This is a genomic window from Bacillus sp. B19-2 (assembly GCF_022832475.1).
Lineage (GTDB): Bacteria > Bacillota > Bacilli > Bacillales > Bacillaceae > Bacillus > Bacillus paralicheniformis.
On record NZ_JALHKQ010000002.1, the window covers coordinates 891,796 to 918,458 of the forward strand.

The 26,663-nt window shown below is 46.5% G+C and carries 31 protein-coding genes and 1 pseudogene; 24 read left to right on the forward strand and 8 right to left on the reverse strand.

All coding sequences use genetic code 11. The features are described 5' to 3' along the window. Positions 1–99: 99 nt before the first annotated feature. The 4 genes from MST20_RS11640 (at position 100) to MST20_RS11655 (ending at position 5,444) form a co-directional block, all read left to right on the forward strand. Positions 100–1,401, forward strand: a complete 1,302-nt coding sequence (locus MST20_RS11640) for a homoserine dehydrogenase (RefSeq protein WP_243942303.1) — start codon at positions 100–102, stop codon at positions 1,399–1,401. Continuing rightward, complete coding sequence (gene thrC / locus MST20_RS11645; protein ID WP_243942574.1) at positions 1,401–2,459, forward strand: threonine synthase; 1,059 nt, start codon at positions 1,401–1,403, stop codon at positions 2,457–2,459. Before MST20_RS11640 ends, thrC begins: the two co-directional genes overlap by 1 nt. Next, entirely contained in the window at positions 2,456–3,376 is a 921-nt protein-coding gene (thrB, locus tag MST20_RS11650) for a homoserine kinase (RefSeq protein WP_165427982.1), read from the forward strand. The genes thrC and thrB overlap by 4 nt, the downstream gene beginning before the upstream one ends. 106 nt (positions 3,377–3,482) lie before the next feature. Continuing rightward, positions 3,483–5,444: a S9 family peptidase gene (locus tag MST20_RS11655; RefSeq protein WP_243942305.1), complete on the forward strand. Its 1,962-nt coding sequence runs from the start codon at positions 3,483–3,485 to the stop codon at positions 5,442–5,444. Positions 5,445–5,485: 41 nt separating this feature from the next. On the opposite strand, the pseudogene MST20_RS11660 reads toward MST20_RS11655, so the two are convergent. Beyond that, positions 5,486–5,784 (reverse strand): annotated as a pseudogene (locus tag MST20_RS11660) (NifU family protein). Positions 5,785–5,917: 133 nt separating this feature from the next. Here MST20_RS11660 and MST20_RS11665 point away from each other — a divergent pair. Further along, positions 5,918–6,244 carry a YuzD family protein gene (locus MST20_RS11665; protein WP_035337631.1) on the forward strand — a complete coding sequence of 109 codons (327 nt, stop codon included), beginning with the start codon at positions 5,918–5,920 and terminating at the stop codon, positions 6,242–6,244. A 109-nt stretch (positions 6,245–6,353) separates the two neighbouring features. After that, positions 6,354–6,620: a hypothetical protein gene (locus MST20_RS11670; protein WP_243942307.1), complete on the forward strand. Its 267-nt coding sequence runs from the start codon at positions 6,354–6,356 to the stop codon at positions 6,618–6,620. Positions 6,621–6,639: 19 nt separating this feature from the next. On the opposite strand, the gene MST20_RS11675 is transcribed toward MST20_RS11670, so the two are convergent. Then, positions 6,640–7,140 carry a phenolic acid decarboxylase gene (locus tag MST20_RS11675; RefSeq protein ID WP_009329528.1) on the reverse strand — a complete coding sequence of 167 codons (501 nt, stop codon included), beginning with the start codon at positions 7,138–7,140 and terminating at the stop codon, positions 6,640–6,642. Between the two features lie 276 nt (positions 7,141–7,416). Between MST20_RS11675 and MST20_RS11680 the strand changes: the two genes are divergently transcribed. The 4 genes from MST20_RS11680 (at position 7,417) to MST20_RS11695 (ending at position 9,976) form a co-directional block, all read left to right on the forward strand. Next, positions 7,417–8,523, forward strand: coding sequence for a Rap family tetratricopeptide repeat protein (locus tag MST20_RS11680; RefSeq protein ID WP_243942309.1), 1,107 nt, complete (start codon positions 7,417–7,419; stop codon positions 8,521–8,523). Positions 8,524–8,528: 5 nt separating this feature from the next. Next, positions 8,529–8,726, forward strand: coding sequence for a hypothetical protein (locus MST20_RS11685; RefSeq protein ID WP_243942576.1), 198 nt, complete (start codon positions 8,529–8,531; stop codon positions 8,724–8,726). A gap of 86 nt (positions 8,727–8,812) precedes the next feature. Then, positions 8,813–9,406 carry a dienelactone hydrolase family protein gene (locus MST20_RS11690; protein ID WP_243942311.1) on the forward strand — a complete coding sequence of 198 codons (594 nt, stop codon included), beginning with the start codon at positions 8,813–8,815 and terminating at the stop codon, positions 9,404–9,406. A gap of 198 nt (positions 9,407–9,604) precedes the next feature. After that, on the forward strand, positions 9,605–9,976 hold the full coding sequence (locus MST20_RS11695) for an iron chaperone (protein ID WP_243942312.1): 372 nt from the start codon (positions 9,605–9,607) through the stop codon (positions 9,974–9,976). Between the two features lie 232 nt (positions 9,977–10,208). Here MST20_RS11695 and MST20_RS11700 read toward each other — a convergent pair whose 3' ends face one another. Next, complete coding sequence (locus tag MST20_RS11700) at positions 10,209–11,276, reverse strand: NAD(P)/FAD-dependent oxidoreductase (protein WP_243942314.1); 1,068 nt, start codon at positions 11,274–11,276, stop codon at positions 10,209–10,211. A gap of 271 nt (positions 11,277–11,547) precedes the next feature. Here MST20_RS11700 and MST20_RS11705 point away from each other — a divergent pair, with 271 nt between their 5' ends. The 5 genes from MST20_RS11705 to MST20_RS11725 all read left to right on the forward strand — a co-directional run bounded on the left by MST20_RS11705 (position 11,548) and on the right by MST20_RS11725 (position 15,164). Beyond that, positions 11,548–11,784, forward strand: coding sequence for a YuzB family protein (locus MST20_RS11705; protein WP_003184941.1), 237 nt, complete (start codon positions 11,548–11,550; stop codon positions 11,782–11,784). 156 nt (positions 11,785–11,940) lie between these two features. Then, complete coding sequence (locus MST20_RS11710) at positions 11,941–13,158, forward strand: NupC/NupG family nucleoside CNT transporter (RefSeq protein WP_243942316.1); 1,218 nt, start codon at positions 11,941–11,943, stop codon at positions 13,156–13,158. 126 nt (positions 13,159–13,284) lie between these two features. Further along, the gene (gene dapF, locus MST20_RS11715; RefSeq protein WP_243942318.1) at positions 13,285–14,142 is read left to right on the forward strand and encodes a diaminopimelate epimerase; all 858 of its coding nucleotides are present in this window, start codon (positions 13,285–13,287) and stop codon (positions 14,140–14,142) included. Between the two features lie 74 nt (positions 14,143–14,216). Continuing rightward, complete coding sequence (locus MST20_RS11720; protein ID WP_020452825.1) at positions 14,217–14,582, forward strand: HesB/IscA family protein; 366 nt, start codon at positions 14,217–14,219, stop codon at positions 14,580–14,582. 102 nt (positions 14,583–14,684) lie between these two features. Continuing rightward, the gene (locus MST20_RS11725; protein ID WP_243942320.1) at positions 14,685–15,164 is read left to right on the forward strand and encodes a GNAT family N-acetyltransferase; all 480 of its coding nucleotides are present in this window, start codon (positions 14,685–14,687) and stop codon (positions 15,162–15,164) included. Between the two features lie 84 nt (positions 15,165–15,248). On the opposite strand, the gene MST20_RS11730 is transcribed toward MST20_RS11725, so the two are convergent. Continuing rightward, the gene (locus MST20_RS11730) at positions 15,249–15,473 is read right to left on the reverse strand and encodes a cold-shock protein (protein WP_145651757.1); all 225 of its coding nucleotides are present in this window, start codon (positions 15,471–15,473) and stop codon (positions 15,249–15,251) included. A gap of 142 nt (positions 15,474–15,615) precedes the next feature. Between MST20_RS11730 and MST20_RS11735 the strand changes: the two genes are divergently transcribed. After that, positions 15,616–15,816 (forward strand): hypothetical protein, encoded by a 201-nt coding sequence (locus MST20_RS11735; protein WP_020452822.1) that lies wholly within the window; start codon positions 15,616–15,618, stop codon positions 15,814–15,816. A 34-nt stretch (positions 15,817–15,850) separates the two neighbouring features. On the opposite strand, the gene yumC is transcribed toward MST20_RS11735, so the two are convergent. Next, a complete protein-coding gene (gene yumC, locus MST20_RS11740) occupies positions 15,851–16,849 on the reverse strand; it encodes a ferredoxin--NADP reductase 2 (RefSeq protein ID WP_050820794.1) in 999 nt (332 codons plus the stop codon). 357 nt (positions 16,850–17,206) lie between these two features. On the opposite strand from yumC, the gene MST20_RS11745 reads away from it, so the two are divergent. From MST20_RS11745 to MST20_RS11760, 4 genes are all read left to right on the forward strand, one after another. After that, complete coding sequence (locus MST20_RS11745; RefSeq protein ID WP_243942578.1) at positions 17,207–18,424, forward strand: NAD(P)/FAD-dependent oxidoreductase; 1,218 nt, start codon at positions 17,207–17,209, stop codon at positions 18,422–18,424. Between the two features lie 372 nt (positions 18,425–18,796). Then, positions 18,797–18,925, forward strand: coding sequence for a YuiA family protein (locus tag MST20_RS11750; RefSeq protein ID WP_003184925.1), 129 nt, complete (start codon positions 18,797–18,799; stop codon positions 18,923–18,925). A gap of 74 nt (positions 18,926–18,999) precedes the next feature. Beyond that, positions 19,000–19,320, forward strand: coding sequence for a YuiB family protein (locus MST20_RS11755; RefSeq protein WP_011198260.1), 321 nt, complete (start codon positions 19,000–19,002; stop codon positions 19,318–19,320). Between the two features lie 133 nt (positions 19,321–19,453). After that, positions 19,454–20,119, forward strand: a complete 666-nt coding sequence (locus MST20_RS11760; RefSeq protein WP_347880867.1) for a 3D domain-containing protein — start codon at positions 19,454–19,456, stop codon at positions 20,117–20,119. Positions 20,120–20,162: 43 nt separating this feature from the next. Here MST20_RS11760 and MST20_RS11765 read toward each other — a convergent pair whose 3' ends face one another. Beyond that, a complete protein-coding gene (locus MST20_RS11765; protein ID WP_043927710.1) occupies positions 20,163–20,639 on the reverse strand; it encodes a divergent PAP2 family protein in 477 nt (158 codons plus the stop codon). Between the two features lie 165 nt (positions 20,640–20,804). Here MST20_RS11765 and MST20_RS11770 point away from each other — a divergent pair, with 165 nt between their 5' ends. Both MST20_RS11770 and MST20_RS11775 read left to right on the forward strand, forming a co-directional pair. Continuing rightward, complete coding sequence (locus MST20_RS11770; protein WP_243942324.1) at positions 20,805–22,295, forward strand: leucyl aminopeptidase; 1,491 nt, start codon at positions 20,805–20,807, stop codon at positions 22,293–22,295. Positions 22,296–22,447: 152 nt separating this feature from the next. Beyond that, on the forward strand, positions 22,448–23,776 hold the full coding sequence (locus MST20_RS11775; protein WP_243942325.1) for a Na+/H+ antiporter family protein: 1,329 nt from the start codon (positions 22,448–22,450) through the stop codon (positions 23,774–23,776). A 78-nt stretch (positions 23,777–23,854) separates the two neighbouring features. Here MST20_RS11775 and MST20_RS11780 read toward each other — a convergent pair whose 3' ends face one another. Beyond that, the gene (locus tag MST20_RS11780) at positions 23,855–24,451 is read right to left on the reverse strand and encodes a biotin transporter BioY (protein ID WP_243942327.1); all 597 of its coding nucleotides are present in this window, start codon (positions 24,449–24,451) and stop codon (positions 23,855–23,857) included. A gap of 103 nt (positions 24,452–24,554) precedes the next feature. On the opposite strand from MST20_RS11780, the gene MST20_RS11785 reads away from it, so the two are divergent. Further along, positions 24,555–25,148: a sulfite oxidase-like oxidoreductase gene (locus tag MST20_RS11785; RefSeq protein ID WP_243942329.1), complete on the forward strand. Its 594-nt coding sequence runs from the start codon at positions 24,555–24,557 to the stop codon at positions 25,146–25,148. A 15-nt stretch (positions 25,149–25,163) separates the two neighbouring features. Further along, the gene (locus MST20_RS11790) at positions 25,164–25,406 is read left to right on the forward strand and encodes a hypothetical protein (RefSeq protein ID WP_243942330.1); all 243 of its coding nucleotides are present in this window, start codon (positions 25,164–25,166) and stop codon (positions 25,404–25,406) included. A 52-nt stretch (positions 25,407–25,458) separates the two neighbouring features. Here MST20_RS11790 and ald read toward each other — a convergent pair whose 3' ends face one another. Beyond that, entirely contained in the window at positions 25,459–26,598 is a 1,140-nt protein-coding gene (gene ald / locus MST20_RS11795; RefSeq protein WP_243942332.1) for an alanine dehydrogenase, read from the reverse strand. Between the last annotated feature and the right edge of the window lie 65 nt (positions 26,599–26,663).

Here is a 26,663-nt window from a genome sequence, read left to right on the forward strand (position 1 = left end):
AAGAATCCCCCATTATAATGTTTGTAACTTAAATGTCTGCGTTGTGTTTACAAATGTCCTCGCAGAGAGGACGACAAGAGAGAGAAAGGTGGAATTTCATTGAAGGCGATACGAGTGGGGCTGCTAGGATTAGGAACAGTCGGGAGCGGTGTGGTGAAGATTATTCAGGATCACCAGGATAAGCTGACACACCAAGTCGGATGCCCTGTTACGATTCAAAAAGTTCTTGTAAAAGATAAAGATAAGAAGAGGGATGTCGAACTTTCCAAAGATGTTCTGACGACGGAAGCTTATGATGTCATTCAAGATCCGGATGTGGATGTCATCATCGAAGTCATCGGGGGGATCGAGGAGACAAGACGCTATTTGCTCGATGCGCTTCAGGCGAAAAAACATGTCGTGACAGCGAATAAAGATTTGATCGCCCTCTATGGATCGGAACTGACGGCTGCCGCGAAAGAAAACGGCTGCGACCTTTATTTTGAAGCGAGCGTCGCCGGCGGAATTCCGATTTTGCGAAGCCTGGAAGACGGGCTGGCTTCAGACCGGATTACGAAAATGATGGGAATCGTCAATGGAACGACCAACTTCATTTTGACGAAGATGAATAAAGAAAACGCGCCTTATGCTGAGGTGCTGAAAGAAGCGCAGGAGCTCGGCTTCGCCGAAGCGGACCCGACAGCTGATGTTGAAGGTCTTGATGCGGCGAGAAAGATGGCGATTTTGGCCAGGCTCGGTTTCTCAATGAATGTCGATCTTGACGATGTCAAAGTGAAAGGCATTTCCCAAGTGTCTGATGAAGACATCAATTTCAGCAAACGGCTCGGCTATACGATGAAGCTGATCGGCATCGCCCAGCGCGACGGACAAAAAGTCGAAGTGAGCGTCCAGCCGACATTGCTGCCGGAGCATCATCCGCTGTCTTCCGTCCATAATGAATTCAATGCGGTTTACGTATACGGCGAGGCCGTCGGAGAAACGATGTTTTACGGGCCAGGCGCAGGAAGCATGCCGACTGCGACCGCCGTCGTATCAGATTTGGTCTCCGTCATGAAAAACATGCGTCTCGGCGTGAACGGCAGCAGCTTTGTCGATCCGCAGTTTGAAAAGAAGATCAAGGCGCCGTCTGAAATCTTCGCTCAGCAGTTTTTAAGAATTCATGTCAAAGACCAGGTCGGTTCGTTTTCAAAAATCACATCGATTTTTTCGGAAAGAGGCGTCAGTTTTGAAAAAATTCTGCAGCTTCCGATTAAAGGCCATGATGACCTGGCTGAGATTGTCATTGTGACACATCATACGTCTGAAGAGGATTTTACGGATATCTTGCAAAAGCTGAATGATCTTGAGGTTGTTGATCAGGTGAAAAGCACTTATCGAGTAGAAGGGAACGGTTGGAGCTAATGTGGAAAGGACTCATCCATCAATATAAAGAATATTTGCCTGTAACGGACAAAACACCGGAATTGACGCTGAACGAAGGAAATACCCCGCTCATTTACCTGCAAAATCTTTCGAAAAAGCTCGGAATCGAGCTTTATGTCAAAACGGAGGGTGTCAATCCTACAGGCTCCTTTAAAGACCGCGGGATGGTCATGGCGGTCGCCAAGGCGAAAGAAGAAGGCAATGACACGATCATGTGCGCTTCGACCGGCAATACGTCGGCTGCTGCTGCGGCTTATGCGGCCCGCGCCAACATGAAGTGCATCGTCATTATTCCAGACGGCAAAATCGCCTTCGGAAAGTTGGCCCAAGCCGTCATGTACGGCGCCAAAATCATTGCGATCGACGGAAACTTCGACGATGCCCTGAAAATGGTGCGCAGCATTTGCGAGAAAGAGCCGATTGCGCTCGTCAACTCTGTGAATCCTTACCGGATTGAAGGACAGAAAACCGCTTCCTTTGAAATTTGTGAACAGCTGGGCGAAGCGCCTGACATCCTTGCGATTCCTGTCGGGAATGCCGGAAATATTACGGCTTACTGGAAAGGCTTTAAAGAATATCATGAGAAAAACGGCACAGGCCTGCCGGTCATGAGGGGTTTTCAGGCGGAAGGCGCGGCCCCGATTGTCAAAAACAAAGTAATTGAAAAGCCGGAAACCGTTGCGACAGCGATCAGAATCGGAAATCCGGCAAGCTGGGACAAAGCGGTCAATGCTGCAAAAGAATCGAACGGAAAAATCGATGCAGTGTCAGACGAAGAGATCCTGCACGCTTATCAGCTCCTGGCAAGAGAAGAAGGCGTATTTGCAGAACCGGGATCGTGCGCATCCTTTGCCGGCGTGCTGAAACAGCTGCATACGAAAGAGATTCAGCCGGGGGCGAAAGTTGTCGCCGTCTTAACCGGAAACGGCCTGAAAGATCCGAACACAGCCGTTGATGTGTCGCAGATTAAACCTGTCACACTGCCGACAGATGAAGAAGCGATTCTCGAACACTTAAAAGGAGCCGCTCGTGTATGACTGAGGCTGACATGCTGTTTTCCGTTACGGTTCCCGGAAGCACGGCCAATCTGGGCCCAGGCTTTGATTCAGTCGGCATGGCGCTGTCCCGTTATTTGAGACTGTCTGTTTTTCCTCATGATGAGTGGCGTTTCGAGGCTGAAACAGAAGTCGTAGCGGGAATACCTGAAGGAACGGATAATTTAATTTACCAGGTGGCCAAACGGACCGCCGCACACTTCGGAAAAGACCTTCCGCCAAGCCTCGTCAAAGTGTGGAGCGATATTCCGCTGGCTCGCGGTCTCGGCAGCAGCGCAGCCGCAATTGCCGCTGCGATTGAGCTGGCGAACGAGCTTGCCGATTTAAAGCTCTCTGACCGTGAGAAACTCCATTTTGCGAGCCTTGAAGAAGGCCATCCTGACAATGCCGGAGCATCGCTTTTCGGCGGACTTGTCATCGGACTTCATGAAGAAGATGAAACAGAGATGGTTTCGATGAAAGACATCGATTTGGATGTCGTTGTCGTCATTCCTTTTTATGAAGTGCTGACAAAAGATGCGCGGGATGTTCTCCCCGAAAGCCTCTCTTATCCGAAAGCGGTGGAAGCAAGCGCGGTCAGCAATATGCTCGTCGCCGGACTGATGGCGAAAGATTGGAAGCTTGTCGGCCGCATGATGCAAAAAGACCTCTTTCACCAGCCATACCGAAGGGCGCTCGTCCCTGAGCTTTCGAAAGTGGAGCATGAAGCAGGCCAAAACGGCGCGTTCGGGACGGCTTTGAGCGGAGCCGGTCCGACGATCCTTTCCTTTATTGAAAAAGGAAAGGGAGACGCGCTGAGAGCGCAGCTTGCTTCTAAGTTTCCGCATTGTGAAGTGGACTGTCTTCATGTCCCGGATACAGGCATTATCGTTGAAAGAAAATCAGTAAACAGTGTTTAACGAAAAAAGAGCTTTTCGGCTCTTTTTTTGTTTGCCTTCAAAACAAGGATTTTTATTTAGGAAGTCGAAGTAGTATGACAAACATACATGAGGAGGAGAAACGAACATGAAGCAGCTGATAACCGAAAAAGACCTCATCAAGCTTGTATCGATTACCGATCCGCAGTACTCGCCTGACGGTGCAAAAATCGCCTACGTGCAAACAAAAGTAAACGAAAAACAGGACTCTTATGATTCGCATATCATGGTCTACGATCGGAAACAACAAGCGTCAGTACAATGGACGTTTGGAAAAGGAAGAAACCAGCATCCGCGCTGGTCGCCCGACGGCAAATCCCTTGCATTTACATCCAATCGCGAGGAAACCACACAACTTTACGTGATAAGCGCCGCCGGAGGAGAAGCGAGAAAAGTGACCGATATTCCCTATGATGTATCACAGCCTGAATGGTCGCCTGACGGCAAGTCGTTGCTTTGTTCAGTGAGACTGACGAAAGAGGAAAGCGTCGACGATGAGAAAAAAACGGAGATTGAAGATCACGAACCGCTGGAAGTCGATTCTTTGTCATATAAATTAGACGGCCAAGGGTTTAAAAGGGGAAAGTATACGCAGCTTGTCCTCATTCAAGTGGAAACCGGGGAGATAAAACAGCTGACCGATCTAGAACGCGACCATTTCAGCCACGCATTTTCACCGTGCGGAGGCAGGATTGCATTTTGTGCTAATCAAACGGATATGCGTGTGAACGATGTCTATTTGATGAACCTTTCGACAGGTGATTTGAAGCGCCTTACAGGTCAAAACGGCGTTTTTTCTTCACTATCGTTTTCTCCTGACGGCAAACAGCTTGCATTCATCGGAAACGAAAAGGAATTTCAAAACGCCACGCTTAATAAAGCATGGCTGTATAATATCGAGACAGGAAAACTAACGTCTCTGACGGAAATGCTTGATGTCCATCTCAGCGATGCAGTGGCAGGAGACAGCCTTGTCGGAGGCGTTCTTCCGAAACCGGTCTGGACCAAAGACGGAAACGGCTTTTATGTCATTGGATCTGACCAAGGTTCGACAGGCATTTACTACATATCAATCGAAGGTCTTGCTTATCCGATCCGGTTGGAAAAAGAGCATCTGAACGGATTCAGCCTGCATCCGGATGAAAAAAGCTTTGCGGCATCGATAGCCCTGCCCGTCCGGCCGAGCGAACTTTACCATCTCCCATTGGGTGAAGACAAAGCGGAGCGATTAACAGATGCCAACCAAGCGTTTACGGAAGAGCATATCATATCGGAACCGGAGGAGCTTCAATTTCAGACAGCGGACGGTCTGACAATTCACGGTTGGCTGATAAAGCCTGCTCAATATGAAAAAGGAAACACGTATCCGCTCATTCTGGAAGTGCACGGCGGTCCTCACGCCATGTATGCGAATGCTTATTTTCACGAATTTCAAGTGCTGGCCGCAAAGGGAAGCGCCGTCGTATATGTTAATCCGCGGGGAAGCCACGGCTACGGACAGGATTTTGTCAATCGGGTGAGAGGCGACTACGGCGGAGGAGATTTTAAAGATGTAATGGCAGCTGTTGACTACGCGTTGGAACAATATGATTTCATCGATCAAGAAAGGCTCGGAATCACAGGAGGAAGCTACGGCGGCTTTATGACAAACTGGGCTGTCGGCCACACGAATCGCTTTAAAGCCGCAGTGACGCAGAGGTCCATTTCCAATTGGATCAGTTTTTACGGGGTAAGCGACATCGGCTATTTTTTCACAGACTGGCAGATCGGAGCGGACCTTTTTGAAAATCCCGGCAAACTGTGGGAACATTCGCCCCTCAAATATGCGGACAAGGTGGAGACCCCTCTTCTCATCCTCCATGGCGAACGGGACGACAGGTGCCCGATTGAACAGGCGGAGCAGCTGTTTACGGCATTGAAAAAAATGGGGAAAGAAGTAAAACTCGTCAGATTCCCGAATGCGTCGCACGATTTATCAAGAAGCGGGCATCCGAAGCAGCGGATCAGACGGCTTGAGTATATTGCCGGCTGGTTTGAAGATTATCTATAAAAAAAGAAAAGGCTGCCGTAATGTACGGCAGCCTCCTCAAATTAAAATACTTGCTCTACTTCAATGACGCCCGGAACTTCTTCTAAAAGGGCGCGCTCAATTCCAGCTTTAAGGGTGATAGTGGAACTTGGGCAGCTTCCGCATGCGCCGAGCAGGCGAAGCTTGACGATGCCGTCTTCAACATCGACGAGTTCACAGTCACCGCCGTCGCGGAGTAAAAATGGACGAAGTTTGTCCAGCACTTCCTGTACTTGTTCTTTCATTTCGACCTCTGTCGTCATTCGTATCGCTCCTTTCAAATCATACAACCATTATATTCAGTCGAACAATAAAAAGCTATTGTTTGGTTTCACTCGTTTTCCCACATATTATATCATATTTGCCGGCAAAGACAAAAAGCGATTTTCATTTCAATATGGAGCGAAAGGACAAAATAGAATAAAATAAAGACAAAGAGAAAGGAGCTGCCGCTGATGAAAAAACAAGCCGAGCTTTTTGTTTACGGTGCCGACGTTCTTTGTCCAAGCTGTGTCAACCTTCCATCATCAAAAGAAACGTATGAGTGGCTCGAAGCCGCCCTGAAAAGAAAATATCCCGATCAGCCTTTCTCGATCACGTACATTGATATCCATCAGCCGCCGGAAAACGATCCTGCAAAACAGGAAATCTCCGAAAAAATCCTGAACGACGAATATTTTTATCCGCTCGTCATGGTCGGTGATCAAGTGGTCGGCGAAGGAAATCCGAAGCTGAAAGACGTGTATAAAGAAATGGAAAAGCAAGGTTATAAGCCTGCATGATAAACAGCAAGGGACAGATATGTCCCTTGCTGTTTTATTTTTTATGATTGCACTTTTCTTAAAGCGGACAGACTAACTACCAGCCGAAAAATAAGGAGGGATAGCCAGCATGTCCAGCATTGAAGGTCAAATCATGTCAGGCGATTTTGATGACGAAATGAATGTTTTTTCATTAAAGAAAATCAAGCAGTTTCAAACGCAGACCAGCTTGAAAGAAAACCAGATCACGGCTCTGCAGCAGTATTTAAGGCAGCATGAGCACGACGAGGGAGGACAGATCATCACCCTTTACGATCAAATGCTTGTGCCTTTATCGCAAGAGGATATTAAAGCCTTGCTGCATGACTTAACAAAAGTCCAGTCATTATATCATTAACGAAAAGCTTTTTTCCCTTTTATACTCGTTTTCCGGCTCTGATGTCATCCGTCATTCCGGGATAAGGGGCTTTTGAAATCAGATCTTCATTATCGATTCCGGCATTTTCAATGAATGTGATATCGGCGAATTCCGGTACGACATATTTTGGATACGTCTCATATTTTTCGCGCGATTCTTCCATTAAGTCGATGTGGTCATTTTGATAGCAGACTGTGATATCAGGGCGTTCATGAACCCATTTAGGGAAGAAGATGATGCCGTGCATCCGCTTTTCATTGGGCATGAAGTTCAAGGAAACGTCAGTCCCTGTCGGTTCTGTCCATGATACTTTATAGACGCCTTCAGTCAGCTTGACGATATCGGCTTTTTGATCGCGAACCCAGCGTCCCCCGACCATTCCGCTGTGAATGCGGTAATCAATGGTATGGTCATTTTTAATGTAGATTTCATATTCCCATCCGTTTTCATACGTGTAGATCATATGGCTTCCGACAAACTCTTTGACATCTTGATTCATATGAACCGCTCCCTTGTTTGTTTATTGTAAAATCAAACATGTTGATATTTACATATATAATTATAAAATGTCATCAAAAACAATGTCAAACGAAAATACTTCCTGAGAGATTTGCAAGAATACAGAAAATGGTTACGATTGATGTCAGAATTTTGAGTTATTTTAGGAAATTAAGCCAATATTTAGAAAAGTGATTGTCAAAAAATAAGCGATTCTGTAAAATGAAAAACAACCCATAAAAAGGAAGAGACATGGGAGGAAAGGAAGGATAAACGATTGAAGACAAAAATTGCTTATGAGGAAGTCGCGGGAATGCTTAATCAATGGTATGTCATGATCAAGCGCCATGAAGTAGCACAAGCGGTCTCGATTAAATACGACATTGAGCACCGGCTGCCGAATATGGAAGAAAATCAAGATCTGCTTCTTTATTTTAATCTTTTAGACTATCGGCACAAACTGCTGACAGAAGAGTTTGCCGCTTCCACCAAATTGTTCGAGGATATTCAGGAGCAAAAAGCAGATATGCAAAGCACAGATGACATGATCGAATATTATTATTTCTTTTTCGCAGGCATGTACGAATTTCATAAAAAGGATTATACAAATGCCATCAATTATTATAAACTAGCCGAGGAAAAGCTCAGGACAATCCCCGATCAAATCGAAATCGCCGAATTCCATTACAAACTGGCTATCGCCTACTATCAAATCAAACAGAATTTCCTCTCCTTAAACCATGCAAAAACAGCTCTAAAAACCTTCAAAGCACATGATGATTATATTCAAAAAGCGATCAGCAACGATATGCTGATCGGAGCAAATAAACTCGATTTATTTCGTTTTGATGAAGCCGAACAGCATTACAAGCAAGCCCTAAAACACGCGGCACTGATCAAGCACCACGTTCTCCTCGGCATGGCTCACCACAACTTAGGATTGAGCTATGTCAATCGCAATCTCCTCACCTTGGCCGAACATCATTTCAAAGAAGCGCTGCTTATTAAAGAGCATGAAGAATCGGTTTACGGCATCCACTCCATGTTTGAACTGACACATGTGCTATACAAATCAAATGTTGTCAAAGAAGCCCGCAAATTGTATGAAACAGGATTTTTCCGCGCGGAAAAAGCAGGAGAAAGGGAATATTTGTCGAAATTTAAACTTATTCATGCTCTGTATGATGAACAGGATCCACTTACGGTTGAACATGCTTTAGAATATCTTAAAACGATCAATCTCTGGACGGATGTAGCGGAATTAACATTTGATATCGCACTTTACTATAAAGAAAATGGAGATGCAGACAAAGCTGCCGAATATTTTGAAGAATCTCATCATGCAAGAGACCAAATTCTTAAAAGAACGGAGGAGTTAAAGTGAAAAAGATGATTGCCGTTGCGTTGACTGCCGTCTTTGCCAGCCTTGTCGTTTTAAGTTTTTCGTCTCAGCCGAAGGGAAATGCCGAGTTGGCCGGTCGCGCCATTTTTCTTGACGATAAGCCGGCCCAGCTGATGGCGGGCAGAGCGATCTTTCTCGACAGTTTTGACGGAAAAGCGCCTGCAGCTTTGCAAAAGACTGCATAAGCTGATTTGTTGCTGTACAAGCTGTTAAACTGGCGCCGAAGCCGGCGCCCTTTTTTTTGCAGCAATGAGAGACAAGGAGTCAGAACATGATACATATTCAAAATAAATCCGATACAGCGGTTATCGTGCTGCACGAAATATACGGGATTAATCGGCACATGCACGAAGTTTGCCGATTGATAGCTGAGCAGGGCTTTGATGTTATTTGTCCAAATTTGTTAAATCGTGATCAACCGTTTGATTACGCTGAAGAAAAAACAGCCTATCTTTTTTTTATGGAAAACGTCGGTTTTCCCGGCGTTTTGCGCAAAATAAATACAATCATATCCAAGCTGGATCGTCAATATCGCAAGATCATCTTACTCGGGTTCAGCGTCGGAGCAACCGCTGCCTGGCTTTGCAGCGAAGATGAGCGTGTCGATGGGATCGCCGGATACTACGGCTCCCGGATAAGGGACTATCTGGACATATCGCCTTCGTGTCCGGCACTGCTTTTCTTCCCGGAAAAAGAGCAATCCTTTGACGTTGACTCATGTATGTCCCAATTGGAATCAAAGAATGTCAAAACAGTGAAGCTGAAGGGAGAGCATGGATTTAGCGACCCGTATTCCGTAAAATACAACCGGCAGTCCTCGCAAATTGCTTATGAAATGATGATGGAGTTTTTAATAGCTTTATAAAAAGCGGGACAGGCATGGGAACGGTATAATAGGTATGACGCTCAATTCAAAAAAGCTCGCCGATGACAAGGGGGCTTTTTTGAGTAGAATCTTATCTGAGGGAATTCGAATTAAACTGTTCCAAGGATAGACTTCTTACAAAGGCTTCATTTGCGAAATAAAATTCTGGCAATCATTGTAATTTTAGGAGGGGACAACATGGAAGCTTTTGCAGAATATTTAGAGGGAATTGATCACTCGGAACATCGGGCCCGAATGGAGGAAGTGTTGAGCTGGACAGCGGAGACATTTCCAAATTTAACGCCGAAAATCGCCTGGAATCAGCCGATGTTTACCGATCACGGCACATTTATTATCGGTTTCAGCACAGCGAAAAATCACCTGGCTGTTGCCCCTGAAAGCACGGGAATTGATCGTTTTTCTGAAGAAATCGTGCAGGCCGGCTATGATCATACGAAGCAGCTTGTCCGTTTCCGGTGGGATCGTCCGTTTGATTTCTCATTGCTTAAAAAAATGATCGAGTTTAATATTGCGGATAAGGCGGACTGTTCAACTTTTTGGCGGAAATAAAAAAACGCAAAAATAAGGGCGTTCTCTCATGAAGGCGAGAGAGCCCCGAATGAAGCGATCCCTTCGCCGAATAATGCGATTTCTCATCACATTCTACCTTTTTATTGCTTTTCTGAGAGTGAAAAACCTAACATCTGCCTAACGATGTAACTGCAGTTTTATTAAAACTTAATATGGAAAAAAACCTTAATATATCAGGGTTTCACGAACATCCGCGAAACCCTGCGAAACTTTACCCGTTATGATGCTTATACATCCAAAGCAAGCCCGATTTCAGCAGGCGAGGTACTCTGCCGATCAACGGCCGTTCGGCGACCAAACCGAAGCCGGCTTTTTTGCCGAGTGAACCGAGCACGCCTTTCAGCTTGAATTTCGGCATCGTTTCAGGAAGAGGTTCGTCTTTCCAGCGCAGTTCAAGCACTTGGACGATTTGTTCCGCCTGGGCTTCGGCCAGCTGTGCGCTCGGCGCGTGAGGCAAGCTTGCGCAGTCGCCGACAACATAAACGTGTTCGTCTCCCGGCAGGTTATGGTGCGGCGTCAGGACGACGCGCCCTTGCGGATCTTTTTCCACATCGAGATCCCGAACGACTTGATTCGGCTGTATCCCCGCTGTCCAGACGATGGCATCTGCTTGTATCGGGTCGTCATGATTGTAGACGATGCCTTCTTCCACCTTTGTGATGTTGGCGCAATTGATAATCTTGACGCCGTGATCTTCAAACCAGCTTTGAACATATTTGCTCAATCGCTTCGGGAAGCTCGACAAAATCAATTCTCCCCGGTCAAAAAGGATGATGTTCAAATCCTTTCGGCTCTCCCTCAGCTCGCTCGCAAGCTCAACGCCGCTCAGTCCTGCCCCGACGATCGCAACGGTGGCTTCCGCATTTAAGTTGTTGAGCGCCTGGTACGTGCTGCGTGATTGATCAATTGTCTGAATGCTGTAGGTATGTTCAGGCGCCCCGGGAACGTTGTGATATTTATCTTCACAGCCGAGCCCGATGACGGCGTCATCATAAGATATCGGCTCCCTGTCATGAAACAAAACTTTTTTCCCTTCCAAATCAACAGACGAAATCGTCCCGTATTCAATCTTTAACTTCGGGTGATCCGGGAAGGACACTCTGATATGATGATCGGAAATCGTCCCCGCAGCCAGTGCGTAGTACTCCGTTTTCAAACAATGGTAAGGGTTTTTGTCGATTAAAGTGATCATCACATCATCTGGCAGCTGGTTAGGCAGCAAACGATGAATGATCCGCATATTTCCGTACCCGCCGCCGAGCAAGACTAAATTTCTCATTGGTAATTCCCCTTTTCCCCTCAGATTAAGAAACTAACCTTATTCATTGCAAAATTAAAAAACTATGTAAATACCCTCTAGAATTATATCTAATTTGATGTAAAATCACAATATTTCTCGGGAAAATAACCTACATATCCGCTTTGAATCGATAATTAGTAAAACTCTTTAAGGTATTAATATGTTACAAAAGCTTTATTCCTCAGCCTTAAACTTTGACTATTGAAACGTAAATAGGGTACGATAAAAAAGCGATGTGAGGTGAAATAAAGTGTTTCCAATCGTTGAGTTTTGCGTCAGCAATCTTGCCCAAGGTTCTCAGGAAGCAAAAGAAATATTGGAGAAAGATCCGAATCTGGACGTCGTCGAATACGGCTGCCTGAGTTACTGCGGACAATGCATGCAGACCATGTATGCTCTTGTAAACGGAGAAATGGTGACAGCGAATAATCCGGCTGAATTGGTCGAAAATATATACAAGTTCATTGATGAAAATGAACTTATTTAAAAACGGGGTCATTTTGGTGATCTCGTTTTTTCATGCAAAGCCTTTGTTTGAAAGGGTTTACATAAAAAGAGAAAAAATTCTTAAAAATTTTTGTGGACAGGCCAATCATTAATTGTTATCTTAATAAAAGTTTAAAAAATAATAAGAGGTGTGGTCATGAACATTTTATGGGGACTTCTTGGTATTCTGGCGATTTTCGCGATTGCTTTTCTGCTTTCTGAGCACAAGAGTAAAATTAACATAAGAACGATTTTAATCGGTTTGGCGATCCAGCTCCTGTTCGGATTCATCGTTCTCAAATGGGAAATGGGGCGGGAAGTGTTTCTTTCGTTTACGAAAGCCGTTCAGCATCTCGTCAATTATGCGAATGAAGGGATCAGCTTTCTCTTCGGGCCTCTCTTGCAAGTAGGCGACAGCGCTGCCTTCGCTTTAAGCGTACTTCCTGTTATCATCTTCTTTTCATCGCTGATTGCGGTTCTTTACCACTTACGGATCATGCAAGTCATCATCCGCTTTATCGGCGGCGGATTGGCAAAACTGCTTGGAACAAGCAAAACGGAATCTCTTTCTGCAGCTGCCAATATCTTTGTCGGACAAACAGAGGCGCCGCTTGTGATTAAGCCGTTTATCGCAAACTTAACAAAGTCGGAGCTGTTTGCCGTTATGACAGGCGGACTCGCATCAGTGGCCGGTTCTGTTTTGTTCGGTTACGCCCTTCTTGGGGTTCCTCTCGAATATTTGCTTGCAGCGAGCTTTATGGCTGCACCTGCGGGCTTAATTATGGCAAAAATGCTTATTCCCGAAACTGAAAAACCGAAAATTGAAGAAAAGGATATTCAAATGGCTGAAGACGAAGACGCAGCAAATGTTATTGATGCCGCTGCAAAAGGGGCATCAACGGGTCTTTCTCTTGCTTTGAATGTCGGCGCGATGCTGCTTGCGTTTGTTGCTTTGATTGCCGTGTTAAACGGAATTCTTGGAGGAATCGGCGGATGGTTCGGTTTTAAAGACCTTTCGCTTGAATTCATTCTCGGCTATGTATTTGCACCTCTCGCCTTTGTCATCGGCGTGCCTTGGGATGAAGCGGTTCAGGCCGGAAGCTTTATCGGTCAAAAGCTCGTGCTGAATGAATTTGTCGCTTATTCCAATTTTGCTCCGATGTTTGATCAGCTTTCCGTCAAAACCGCTTCGATTATCAGCTTTGCGCTGTGCGGTTTCGCAAACCTGTCTTCTGTGGCGATTTTGCTCGGAGGATTGGGAGGAATGGCGCCGAGCCGCCGTTCCGATATCGCCCGTCTCGGCTTGAAAGCCGTTGCTGCCGGAACATTGGCCAACCTTACAAGCGCGGCGATCGCCGGTATGTTTATCGGATAACATGATAAAAGCTCCCTGCAAATGAACGCAGGGAGCTTTTATGTATGAAAAACGGGGGATAGCCATATTGTATCCATCCCTTTCAGCTTTTATACTAGAAGAAAGTAAAAAAATGTGGAGGCGGCTATGAATTCTTTTCGTTTTACTAAAATGCACGGCTTAGGAAACAGCTATATATACGTCAATCAGTTTGAAGAACATCTCCCTGAGAAGCTGTTGTCAGATTTGGCCGTCAAAGTGTCCTCCGTTTACACCGGAATCGGTTCAGACGGAATGATACTCATCTGTCCTTCAGATCATGCTCCGGTTAAAATGAGGATTTTCAACAGCGACGGATCTGAAGGCAAAAACTGCGGAAACGGTTTGCGCTGCGTTGCAAAATACGCGTATGAACATAAACTGGTGAAGGAAACATCTTTTTTAATTGAAACCCTTTCAGGCTTGGTAAAGGCTGAGATTGAAGTGAAAGAAGGAAAAGTTGTGTCGGCTACAGTCGATATGGGTGAACCGCGACTTCTTAAATCAGATATGCCGATGCGCGGTGAACAGGGGTCGCAGACGATCAATGAAAAGATGATGTTCGGCGGCCGTGAAATGAATGGTACCGCTGTATCCATGGGCAATCCCCACATCGTCTTTTATTTGGACGATATTGAAAAAGCGCCGCTTACAACGATGGGACCGCTCATTGAAAAAGATGAAAGGTTTCCGGAAGGGGTTAACGTAGAATTTGTAGAAGTCGAAAATGACAAAGAACTCCATTTCCGTGTATGGGAAAGGGGTTCAGGAATTACCCAGGCATGCGGAACGGGCGCCTGCGCCGCCGCAGTGAGTTCGATACTCAACGGCTATTCCAAACGAGACACGGACATTACCGTCCATCTCGCCGGCGGCGATTTGATCATTAATTGGAAAAACGACGGACGCGTCATGATGACAGGACCCGCTGAAACGGTATGTGAAGGCGAGTTTTTTATATCATGAGTCGGTCCGTTTGAGAAATCGGACGTGCGACTTTATAATAAAGGTACACATGAGCTTTTAGGAGGTGTGATGTTATGAGCGAAAAAACGGTTACGGTCACGGAAGCGGCTGCTCTTCATATCAAGGATATGATGAAAGAGCATGAAGAGGAGAACGCATTCTTGAGAATCGGAGTAAAAGGCGGCGGATGCAGCGGCCTGTCATACGGCATGGGTTTTGAACACGAAAAAAACGAAGACGACAATGAATTCGTCCAGCATGGAATTACAGTGCTTGTAGACCAAGAAAGCCTGGATATCATGAACGGTACGGTCATTGATTTTAAACAGTCGATGATGGGCGGAGGCTTCACCATCGATAATCCAAACGCCATCGCTTCATGCGGATGCGGATCATCATTCAGAACCGCAGTGAATGCAGGGAAGCCTGAAGAGTGCTGACATATTGGCATCAGGTCAGCGATATGGAATAAGAAAAACGCCTTTCATTGCGATGTTTCATCGTGACGAAAAGGCGTTTTATTATGATCTGGGGGAATAGAAATGAAACTCGTATCAACGCTCGGCTTGTCAAAAGCGGACGTTACCGCGTTTTTTCATGAGCATTGGGGAAGTCCGGACATGGTCAATTCACACGGAACATTCCGCTGCGATGAATTGGAAGGATTCGCTGTGACAGATGAAAAAGGCGATATTAAAGGCCTGGTTACGTACGTCATCGCCGGAAACGAATGTGAAGTCGTCTCCTTGGACAGCATTGCCGAAAATAAAGGGAACGGCTCACTCCTTTTAAAAGAAGTGGAACGTGTTGCAAAGCGAAAACAGTGTCAATCGCTTAAATTGATCACGACGAACGATAATATGCGGGCGCTTATGTTTTACCAAAAGAGAGGCTATAGATTGGCCGAGCTGTATGTAAACGCTGTTGAAAAAGCAAGAAAAGTAAAGCCTGAAATTCCCTTTGCCGCTGATAACGGCATTCCGATTCGGGATGAGATTCTTTTGGTAAAAGATTTAACATAATCTGTTTTCCGCTTCGCTCAATGCAGCCACCCCGCTCAAGTGTTGAGCAAGGTTTTTGCAACGGGGCTTCCGGAACCATCGTGTTTATTTCTGGTTAAAGATTCGGTTGAGATTGCTCGTGTTGTTGGTGATTGAGGTGATATAACGGCTTCCGCTTTCCATTTCCTTGTTGCACAGAGGGCATAGAGGGCGATCGCTGCTCGTGAAATTTTTTCTCATCCATCCGTTGCAGTCCTCAGCCGTACATTCCCACGTACTGATATCTTCCTTTGGCAGAGGCTCTTGATTGCGATTGTTGTAATAAGACATATCGTCACTTCCTAACAAGGGTTTTTTGGAGTTCATTTAAGAATATTTTGTGAATCTTAAGACATTCTATTCGTCAATTTGTTATTCTATACTGGACAGGTTTATTTAAAGTCCAAGCCCAGTAAAGAAAAGGGGTTCAACCATGGAAAAAATCAACTGCAGAAGCTGCGGCGGGCTTACGCCTTACGATTCAAAAGTCTGTGAGGCATGCGGCTGCGAAAAACCGCTTCCAAAAGCACAGAAAATTACGGACCGGATTGTCTTGACTGCGGCGGGAGTGGTCGGCATCTTAACGATTGTGCTGATTTTGGGAACGATCTTCTCATATTTGAATATCATATAATGAAAAGGAGCCGGTGTCAGGCTCCTTTTCATTTTTATTTGTTTTCAAACATGCTTGTAGAGTGCAGCGGCTGCACGCGCGCTTTAGGATCCATGTAAGCTTTCGCATTGTTGACAGCGGTCGGCGCTTCTCCAAATCCGCTGGCAATCAGCTTGACTTTTCCTTCGTATGTGCAGATGTCGCCGGCTGCATAGAATCCCTCGATGTTCGTTTCCATTGTGGACTTGACGACGATCGAATTTTTCTCGATTTCAAGCCCCCAGTTTTTGATTGGTCCGAGAGATGAAACAAAGCCGAAGTTGACGATCACATCGTCGACATCGATGATTTCTTTTCTCTCGCCTTTCACTTCCTCGATGACGATCTGTTCAATCCGCTCGGCGCCGATCAGTTCGGTCGGAACAAACGGTGTCAACACATTGACTTTTGAATTGTGCAGGTTTTCGACGCTGTGTTCATGTGCGCGGAATTTATCGCGGCGATGAATAATTGACACCTCTTTTGCGATCGGTTCCAGCATGAGCGCCCAGTCGACGGCGGAGTCGCCGCCGCCCAACACCGCAACGCGTTTGCCCGCAAATTGATTCAGATCATCTATAAAGTAATGAAGGTTTGCATTCTCGTATTGAGCCGCAGATTCGAGCTCGAGCTTTCTCGGCTGGAATGCTCCGTTTCCGGCTGTAATAATCACCGTTTTAGAATAGTGGATTTCTTTGTTGGTGATGAGCTTGAAAATACCGTCTGCTTGTTTTTCAACGCTTTCGACGGCTTGCTCCAGACAAACGGTCTGATCAAATTTCGCCATTTGCTCTTTTAAATTGTCGACCAGCTCCTGAGCGCGGATTTTAGGGAACCCGGCTACATCGTATATGTATTTTTCGGGATACAAAGCGGACAGCTGACCGCCGAGCTGCGGCAGGCTTTCGATTATTTTGACGCTCGCTTGCCGCATTCCGCCGTAAAATGCGGTAAACAAGCCGACAGGGCCGCCCCCGATAATTGTAATGTCATATACTTTTGAGTCTTCACGCATGAAAATAATGCCCCCTAAATGAAAATTGTTCTTAATTATATCATATCACATAAAATAAATACGAGCGCGTCTGTTTTTTTAGGCGCGGGAAATATTACCGTCTGATCTAAAGTCTGCCGCCCGAACATATTTAACCTTGAAAAAGCAAAAGTGAGCGGCTATGATGTAGTTGTGAACAATTTGTTAAAGATTCGTGAATATTTTTCGACGCACAGCCGAAAAACATTCCGTTGTTCGGCAAACTAAAGTGAAGGGTTTCACAAACTTTTTTTCATAAAAAGCCTGAAGCCGGCAGAAGATAACCCAAAGGCTATTTTTAATCCGGCTTAGCAGTAAAATACAGAAAAGGTGGATGTGATTCCGTTGAATAAGCCAAAAGTAGTAGTATTAGGTGCAGGTTATGGTGGATTAATGACCGTGACGAGACTTGTTAAAAAAATCGGCGTCAATGAAGCGGATGTTACGCTTGTCAACAAGCACAATTATCATTATGAGACAACCTGGATGCACGAAGCGAGCGCAGGTACGCTTCATCATGACAGATGCCGCTATCAAATTAAAGATGTCATCAATACATCCCGTGTCAATTTCGTTCAGGATACGGTAAAGAAAATCGATAAAGAAGGAAAGAAAGTCGTCCTTGAAACCGGCGAGCTTAGTTACGACTATCTTGTCGTGGCGCTGGGGGCCGTCCCTGAAACTTTCGGAATTTCTGGATTGAAAGAGTATGCTTTCTCCATTTCAAACATCAATTCGTCCCGGCAGCTTCGCGAGCACATTGAATATCAGTTTGCGACGTATAACACAGAAGCCGAGAAGCGCCCGGAACGCCTGACGATTGTTGTCGGAGGAGCGGGTTTTACCGGCATTGAATTTTTGGGCGAATTGGGCAACCGCATTCCTGAGCTGTGCCGCGAATACGATATCGACCGCCAGCAGGTTCGTTTAATATGCGTGGAAGCCGCGCCGTCCGTTCTCCCGGGCTTTGATCCGGAGCTTGTCGATTATGCGGTCAACTATCTTGAAGGAAAAGGCGTTGAATTCAAAATCGGCACGGCTGTGAAAGAATGCACGCCTGACGGAATCATCTGCGGAAAAGATGATCAGACCGAAGAAATCAAAGCAGGCACTGTCGTATGGGCCGCAGGTGTCCGCGGCAACCCGATCATAGAAGAATCAGGCTTTGAAAACATGCGCGGCCGTGTGAAGGTAAAACCTGATCTGCGCGTTGAAGGCCATGATGATATATTTGTTATCGGAGACTGCTCGCTGATCATAAATGAAGAAACCGAAAGGCCTTATCCGCCGACTGCGCAGATTTCCATGCAGCAGGGCGAAACGTGCGCAAACAATCTGGCCGCACTGATTCACGGCAAAGAAACGGAAACGTTCTCATTCGATAATAAAGGCTCTGTCGCTTCTCTAGGCGAACATGATGCAATCGGCGTCGCATTAGGGAGAAAGATGAAGGGAACGACGGCGTCCATGATGAAAAAAATCATCGACAACCGCTCGCTGTTCATGATCGGCGGGCCGGGACTTGTGCTAAAAAAAGGAAAGTTTAAATTTTTCTAATCAGATAAGTTCAGCGTGACCCGCAACCCTTGCAGTCTAGGAAGGCCGAGCATCGGAAGCTGACTTTCACAGGATGTGATGACGGCGGCGTTCAGGCGGGACGCCTGGGCGATTAGCCGCCGAGCCTTCTCCTATTCCTGAGCACCGACTTAGCAGCCCTGACAATGAATGCGAGGGTTTCTCGACACGGTGAAGCCTGCAGCAGAAGCTGCGGGCTTTTTATTCGGGGTTAAAAACTTCAAAAACGAAAGAAAAAGGAAGAAAGATTATCTTTTAAGCGCTTACATCAAATGATCTGTTATATTTTCTGACTTTATTATTGACAATGTTCATGATATATTATCAGAAAATTAAGAAAAAGGTGTGTATCTAATGAAGACGACGTCAACCCATCGCCTTGAATCAACCTGTACTTTCTGTTCGGGAAAAGGCTATTTTCAGCTTCTGCTTGGTGGTTCGGAAACGTGCAGCAACTGCAAGGGAACGGGAAAAGACCGCTGATCGCCGCTTTCCAATGATTGACTCAAGTTCCTTCCCCAATGTACACTAAAAGAGGTGAATTGGGGGTGGAGGCTTTGATTAGTTTACCAGTTGTCATCATTTCAGTTGTCTTATTTTTCGTCCTGTTTTTCGGTATCGGTTTTCTGCTGAATATGCTGCTCAGGATGTCATGGATCATGGCTGTCATTTATCCAATTGTATGCCTTTTCATTGTGAATAAAGAAAAGCTGATTCGCTATGTAGAGGCGCCGGGAGAGGCATTTTCCGGCCTTTTTGACAGAGTGGCTTCATTGGCTGCTGCCGATATCATCATTTTAGCCAGCGGAATGGCCGGAGCCCTATTGTCGGGCGTTACGATTAAAGCGCTGCGAAAAAGGGGATATCAAATGTTTTAAGCCTTCTTCTTCAAGGGAGAGGGTTTTTTGAATTTAATTTTTTCACTTTTCTCAAAACTTTTCCGTCATCTGAATATTTCTGTTTCCGCTTGGAAACAACTAGATGGTGAGAGGAGTGGAAGATTTGAGAAAAGTGATGACAATGTTCCGGCGTTTCTTGATGACAGTTTTGTTTGTCCTTGCTTTTATGACGACCTTCTTTGCCGTTTCAGGCGTGGAAGCACAGGACATATCCAGCTGGGCGAAAGAACGCGATCTGTCCTTGAAACAGCTGATGCTCACCTTTAAATCACTTCCGGAAGAAAAAGCGGAAAAAACGTCTCTGTCTGCCGCAGAACAAATTAAAAACAAACCGAAATCGCTTGAAGATGCCTTTGACTGGACCAAGTATCCGAAGCAAAAAGTCACCGCGACCGGATATACAGCAGGGGCTGAATCGACGGGAAAACAACCGCATCATCCAGATTACGGGATTACATATTCGGGAGTCAAAGTCAAAAGAGATTTATATTCAACCGTTGCTGCCGACCCGTCGGTCTTTCCGATCGGCACGATATTGTTCATACCGGACTACGGCTATGGCGTTGTTGCGGATACCGGATCAGCGATTAAAGGGAACCGGCTTGATTTGTACTATGAGACGGTTGAGGATGTTTATAAAGAGTGGGGCAAAAAAACACTTGATGTTTATGTCATTAAAAAAGGAAACGGCACCATTACCGAAGAGGATCTCCTGAAGCTGAATGAAAATAAATCGATGCAAGTATTCAGACAAAAATATAAAATGGCGAAAGAATAAGAAAAAACGTTTAAGACCTGTGCGTCTTAAACGTTTTTTTGCTCTACATCAATAAATAATCGAGAAGCAGCGTCAGGGCAATGCCGGTCAAACCGCCGAAAAACACTTCGATCGGCTGATGGCCGAGCAGTTCCTTCAGCTTCTTCTGTTTTTCTTCCTGATGGCTTTTAGGGAAATCTTTCGCTTCGTTGACAAAGCGGTTGAAATCGCGGACAAGCCGGTTGATCACTGTTGCTTGTTCTCCGGCATGTCTTCTCACTCCGGTTGCATCAAACATCGTAATAACAGCGAATATTGCGGAAACGGCGAACAAAGAAGAATCCATCCCGTGATCAAGAGCCACGCCGGTTGAAAGCGCCGTAACGGCTGCTGAGTGTGAACTCGGCATTCCGCCAGTGCTTGTGATGAGCCGCCAATCCCATTTTTTCGAGACGACAAAGTAAATGGGAACCTTGATAAACTGAGCGAAAAAGATCGCGGCAAAGCTCGCCAGTAAAGGAAAGTTTGTGAGGATTTCCATTTTGCAGAACATCCTTTCTATAAAGAAAATAGAGATGAATTCAAAAAAGCACTCAGTTATTTGCTAAAATATATAATATGAAACCCCATCGGGAAAAAATGTTTTTCCTATTATAACATTGTTGTTTCAATTTTACTCACTTTGCTGATAAGGAGCTGTGAACGCATGTTTTATGCCTTTAAAGACTTCGAAAAAAAAGAAACGCTTTTAATCGGACTGTTTAAAAAAAGCCGGCTGTACGGGAAGGCGGAAGAAATCGACCGCCTTTTGGACGGCCAGCTTTCTCAGCTGCTGAAAGACGGGGATGTATCTTCCAAGAAAACGAAAGTGTCTAAAATATTTACCCCTTCCCTTCAGGAAGTCAAACGCATCTATATCGTTGGATTGGGCCGTGAAGCGGAATTTACCTTTGAGGATGCGAAACAGTGCTTTGCAGAAGCTGTTCAGCAGATTCACAAAGATCGAAAGCAGGAGTTAACCGTCATGCTCGACAGCTTCGTATCCGAAGAGGTCCCAGCCGCTGACGCCGCGCATGCATTGGCTGAATCGTGCATGCTGTCATGCTATGAAGTGCAGGATTACAAGCACAGAGCAAATGTGCCTGATCAATGCCTGCAAAGCGTCTATGTTTTAACAGACCATGACCTGAAGGAAATTCAGGCGAGTTTGCACGTCGGGCAGGTGTACGGAAATGCGACGAATTCGGCGAGAACCCTCGTGAACATGCCGGGGAACATGCTGACAGCCGCGGATCTCGCGTCATACGCCGCTGAATTGGCAGCAAAATACGAATTTGAATGTGAAATTCTCGAAAAGGCTGAAATGGAAGAGCTCGGGATGGGCGGTCTCCTCGCGGTCAACCAAGGATCAGAAGAGCCGCCGAAAATGATCGTCTTAAAATATCAGGGAAAAGAGGCATGGGATGATGTCATCGGTTTAGTCGGCAAAGGGATCACGTTTGATACCGGCGGCTATTCGATTAAGACGAAGAGCGGCATTGTCGGCATGAAGTCAGATATGGGCGGAGCCGCCAGCGTTTTGGGAGCGATGGAAGCCATCGGCGAATTGAGGCCGGAACAAAACGTGCTTGCCGTGATCCCGTCGACTGATAACATGATTTCGGGAAGCGCAATGAAGCCGGACGATGTCATCGTTTCCTTGAGCGGCAAGACGATTGAGATCTTGAATACGGACGCCGAAGGAAGGCTGGCGCTCGCTGACGGACTGACATATGCGAAGCACCACGGTGCCTCCGTGTTGATCGATGTCGCGACACTGACCGGAGGTGTCATCGTAGCTCTGGGAACGGAAACGACGGGCGCGATGACAAATCATGATCCGCTTTATCAGCAGGTGAGACAGGCGGCTGAAGAAGCGGGAGAATCAATTTGGCAGCTGCCGATTACAGAAAAAGACAAAAAAAGAGTGAAAAACAGCCAAATGGCCGATCTTAACAATTCACCGGGCAGGGAAGGCCATGCGATTATGGCCGGAACGTTCCTCGGCGAATTCGCCGAGCGGACGCCATGGGTTCACCTTGACATCGCCGGAACGGCAACGACAGCTCAAAGCTCATGCTTTGGACCGAAAGGCGGAACGGGCGTGATGGTAAGGACGCTTGTCACGTTTGTCGAGCGGTTTTCGGATCAATTGTAGGCTTTTATCCCCTTTGACAGAAGGGGATTTTTTTTATGAAAAATACAGAGGAGCCTCATTGACGCATTCATAAAATATGTGGTACTATACGTTCATTACTTTAATTATCTACTACATTAGCAAACTAAAGCGTTTGTTCGGAGGTTTCAAATATGAATGCAGTTGTGATTGCTGTTATTGTCATGCTTATATTAAGCCTGCTGCGGGTCAATGTCGTTCTTGCCTTGATTGTGGGCGCTCTTGCCGGAGGTCTGACGGGCGGTCTCGGTCTCGGCCAGACGGTCAGCGTCTTCACGGAAGGACTCGGAGGCAACGCAACCGTTGCCGTCAGCTACGCGCTCCTTGGCGCATTTGCGGTCGCTTTGACGAAAACGGGTCTTCCGGATGCCATGGTTGAAGCTGCTGTTAAGCTGATCGGCAAAGAAGGTGATACAAGGCGCAAAACCCTTTCAAAAGCGCTGATCGTCTTCGTGATTTTAATCATTTCTTGTATGTCTCAAAATATCGTTCCGGTTCATATCGCATTTATCCCTGTTTTAATTCCGCCGTTATTGAAAATTTTGAATGAGCTGCAAGTGGACCGCCGCCTGATTGCGTGTGCGATGACATTCGGATTGACAGCTCCGTATGTTTTGCTTCCTGTCGGCTTCGGCCAGATTTTCCAGGGGATTTTGAAAGACAATATGAAAGAAGCCGGTCTTTCGGTCACATTGGCTGATATTCCAATCGCCATGATCATCCCGATCGCCGGGATGATTGCCGGTTTGGCTGCCGCTGCTTTTGTGTACCGCAAACCGCGCACATACGAAATGAAGGAAATCGCCGGTCAAAAATCGGCGGCTTATACGAAAAAAAGCCTTTCGATTGCCGTTTTGGCCATCGCTGTATCACTAAGCGTACAGCTTTATTTGTCTCAAAGTTTAGACGTCGACGGAATGATCTTCGGCGCGCTCAGCGGTTTGGCAGTCTTGTTTTTAAGCGGAGCGATGAAACGCGGCGAAGCGGACGAATTGATCACAAACGGCATGAACATGATGGCGTTTATCGGATTTGTGATGCTGGCCGCAGCCGGTTTTGCCAATGTGCTTGAGAAAACGGGCGATGTCAAAGCTCTTGTTGAAGCATCAACAGGTTTCATCAGCAATAATCAAGTGATCGGCGCATTGCTGATGCTGATTGTCGGCTTATTGATCACAATGGGGATCGGTTCATCATTTGCGACGATTCCGATTATAGCAACGATATTTGTTCCGCTTTGCATGCAGCTTGGCTTCAGTCCGATGGCGACCATCGCCATTATCGGGACGGCGGCGGCTCTCGGAGACGCCGGTTCACCTGCGAGCGACAGCACGCTTGGCCCGACATCCGGCTTGAATGCAGACGGACAGCACCACCACATTTGGGACACTTGTGTGCCGACATTCATCTTTTATAATATTCCGCTGATTTTGTTTGGCTGGATCGCGGCGATTGTTCTTTAAAAAAATTCCCCTCGCTTTGAGGGGAATTTTTTTCTATGTTTGTTAAAATAAAAAAAGAACCGCACCGCCTGCTTTTTATTAATAAGTCGGGTTTCTTCTGAAGCCTGCGCCTTTTTGAACCGCCCGGAAAACCTTTGAGGCGAGCGCGGCGAGCAGGACGGAGAATGCCAAGTCTTTCACGAAGAACCAGGTCATCATCTTCCAAACGGCTGAATAAGACAACGGTGTATTGAGCCAAGTTGAAAACGCGAGATACGTATAGTTGACGCCAATCAGATAAATGATCAGTGTACCGATCAATGAAGCCGTGAAAAAGTGGCCTGTTTTCGGCTCTGATACTTTGTCCGTGATCCAGCCTGCGGCATATGCGGCAGGAATGTAGGATAGAATAAATCCGGCGCTTCCTTTGAAAAGAACGGAAATACCGCCTGAAAAAGAAGCGAATACAGGAGCGCCTACAAAGCCGACTAACGCATAGACGATCATGGCCAGCGCACCTAATTTGCGGCCGAGCAGAAGCCCGGCAAGCAGACAGAAGAAAGGCTGCATCGTAAGCGGAATACCGCCGATTTGCAGAAACGGGGCAAACGAAGTGATATTAGCGCCGATCCCCATCAGGGCGGCAAACATTCCGACAAGCGCCATATCAGCGGCGCGAAGTTTCTTTTTATTCATGAGCTTTGTTCCTCCTCAGTGATTCAACACAACTTTATCGTAAGAGATCGTAAAATAGTTTGTCAACCATTTTTTGATGAGAGTTAACAAAGGGGGTTCTTTCGTGTTTTTTGGAAAAACAAAAGCGCACAAGTCCGACAGGGTGCCTCCAAACCAAAATGTCACAACATCTTTTCCTGTTCTTCATGCAGGCGATGTTCCGGAATACGAAGACTTGTCAAAATGGAATTTGCAAGTTTACGGACTTGTCGAACAGCCGCTCTTGCTGACCTTGAATGATCTGCATGACATGCCGCAGAGCGAAGTGTCCAATGACATTCATTGTGTAACAGGCTGGTCCCGGCTCGATAATGTTTGGGAAGGGATCAAAACAAAGGAGATCGCTGAAAGAGTAAAGCCGCTTCCGGAAGCCAAATTTGTCATCTTGCATGCAGAGGAAGGCTGGACGACGAATGTTCCGCTCGAAGATTTTTTAAAGGACTCGTCTCTTTTGGCCCATTCCCACAACGGCGCCCCGCTCACGCCGGAGCACGGCTTTCCGCTCAGAGCGGTCATGCCGCATCTGTATTTTTGGAAAAGCGCCAAATGGCTGAGGGGCATTCAGTTTACAAAGGAAAACCATCCGGGCTTTTGGGAGAAAAACGGCTACCATATGAGAGGAAACCCTTGGAAAGAAGAAAGATACAGCTTTGATTAGCAGGGGAGGATCAATATGTTTTTCGTACAGCTGTTCATATTTTTCATGCTGACCGCCTGTTTTTGGCTTCTCATTGTATCGTTCAAGAAAAAGGCTTTTGCTGTTTTATTAGCGCTGACGGCTGCGGCGGTTCTGTCGCTGTTTGCCGCAGCCGGCGATGTCTCGGACAGGACGCTGTGGGGAATTGTCCTGTTTGCGGCGATCCCTGTTTCTGCAATCGCGGCAAAGTTGTTTCAGGATCGGCGGAAAACGGAATAATAGGAAAAGACAGAGTCTCGGAGATATTTCCTGAGGCTCTGTCTTTTTGCTGCTAGGCGCCAGCGGCTGACGACGAATTTTCGATCGCAAGCTCCGCCGGAACGTAATCATAGTTTAAGTCCCTGGCTACGGCTTCATAAGTGATATGGCCGTTTGCTGTGTTTACGCCGGCTTTTAACGCACGGTTTTCAAGAATCGCTTTTTCCGCGCCCTTGTTTGCGATTTCAAGCGCATACGGAACCGTTACATTCGTCAGCGCGACTGTGGATGTCCGCGGCACGGCGCCCGGCATGTTGGCGACGGCGTAATGGACGATTCCGTGTTTGACATAGGTCGGATTGTCGTGGGTTGTGATGTGATCCACTGTCTCGACGATGCCGCCTTGATCGATTGCGACGTCAACGATCACAGAGCCCGGTTTCATCTGTTTGACCATCTCTTCTGTCACTAATGTCGGCGCTTTGGCACCCGGGATCAGCACCGCGCAGATGAGGAGATCGGCTTCCGCTACGGCATGGGCGATGTTGACCGGATTGGACATCAATGTTTTGATTTGGTTGCCGAATTGATCATCAAGCTGGCGCAGACGTTCTGCGCTTAAATCGATCATCGTCACATCGGCTCCGAGGCCCGCCGCGATTTTTGCCGCATTTGTGCCGACAACGCCTCCGCCGATGATCGTCACTTTCCCGCGCGCGACTCCGGGTACACCGGCCAATAGTATGCCTTTTCCGCCTTTCGGCTTTTCAAGGAACTGTGCGCCGATTTGAGCGGCCATCCGCCCGGCTACCTCTGACATCGGCGTCAGCAATGGAAGGGAACGGCCGTCGCTGACCGTTTCATAGGCAATGGCTGTCACGCCTTTTTGCTTTAATGCTTCAGCCAGGGAAGGCTCTGCGGCCAGATGCAGATAAGTAAACAAAATGAGGCCTTCTCTAAAATAGGGATATTCTTCAGGGAGCGGCTCTTTGACTTTCATCACCATATCAGCCGTTTCCCAGACAGCTTTTGCCTGTTCTGAGATCTCAGCTCCCACTGAGACGTAATCTTCATTTTCAAACCCGCTTCCAGTCCCCGCGTCTTTTTCCATGATGACGCGGTGTCCGGCCGCGATCAGTTGAGAAGCAGCACCGGGAGTCAAGGCAACACGGTTTTCATTGTTTTTGATTTCTTTCGGTACGCCGATAATCATCCCATCATTCCTCCTTTTTCTGTAAAAATGCTGTTGTTTTAGTTTATACTGACTTTTTAGAATTT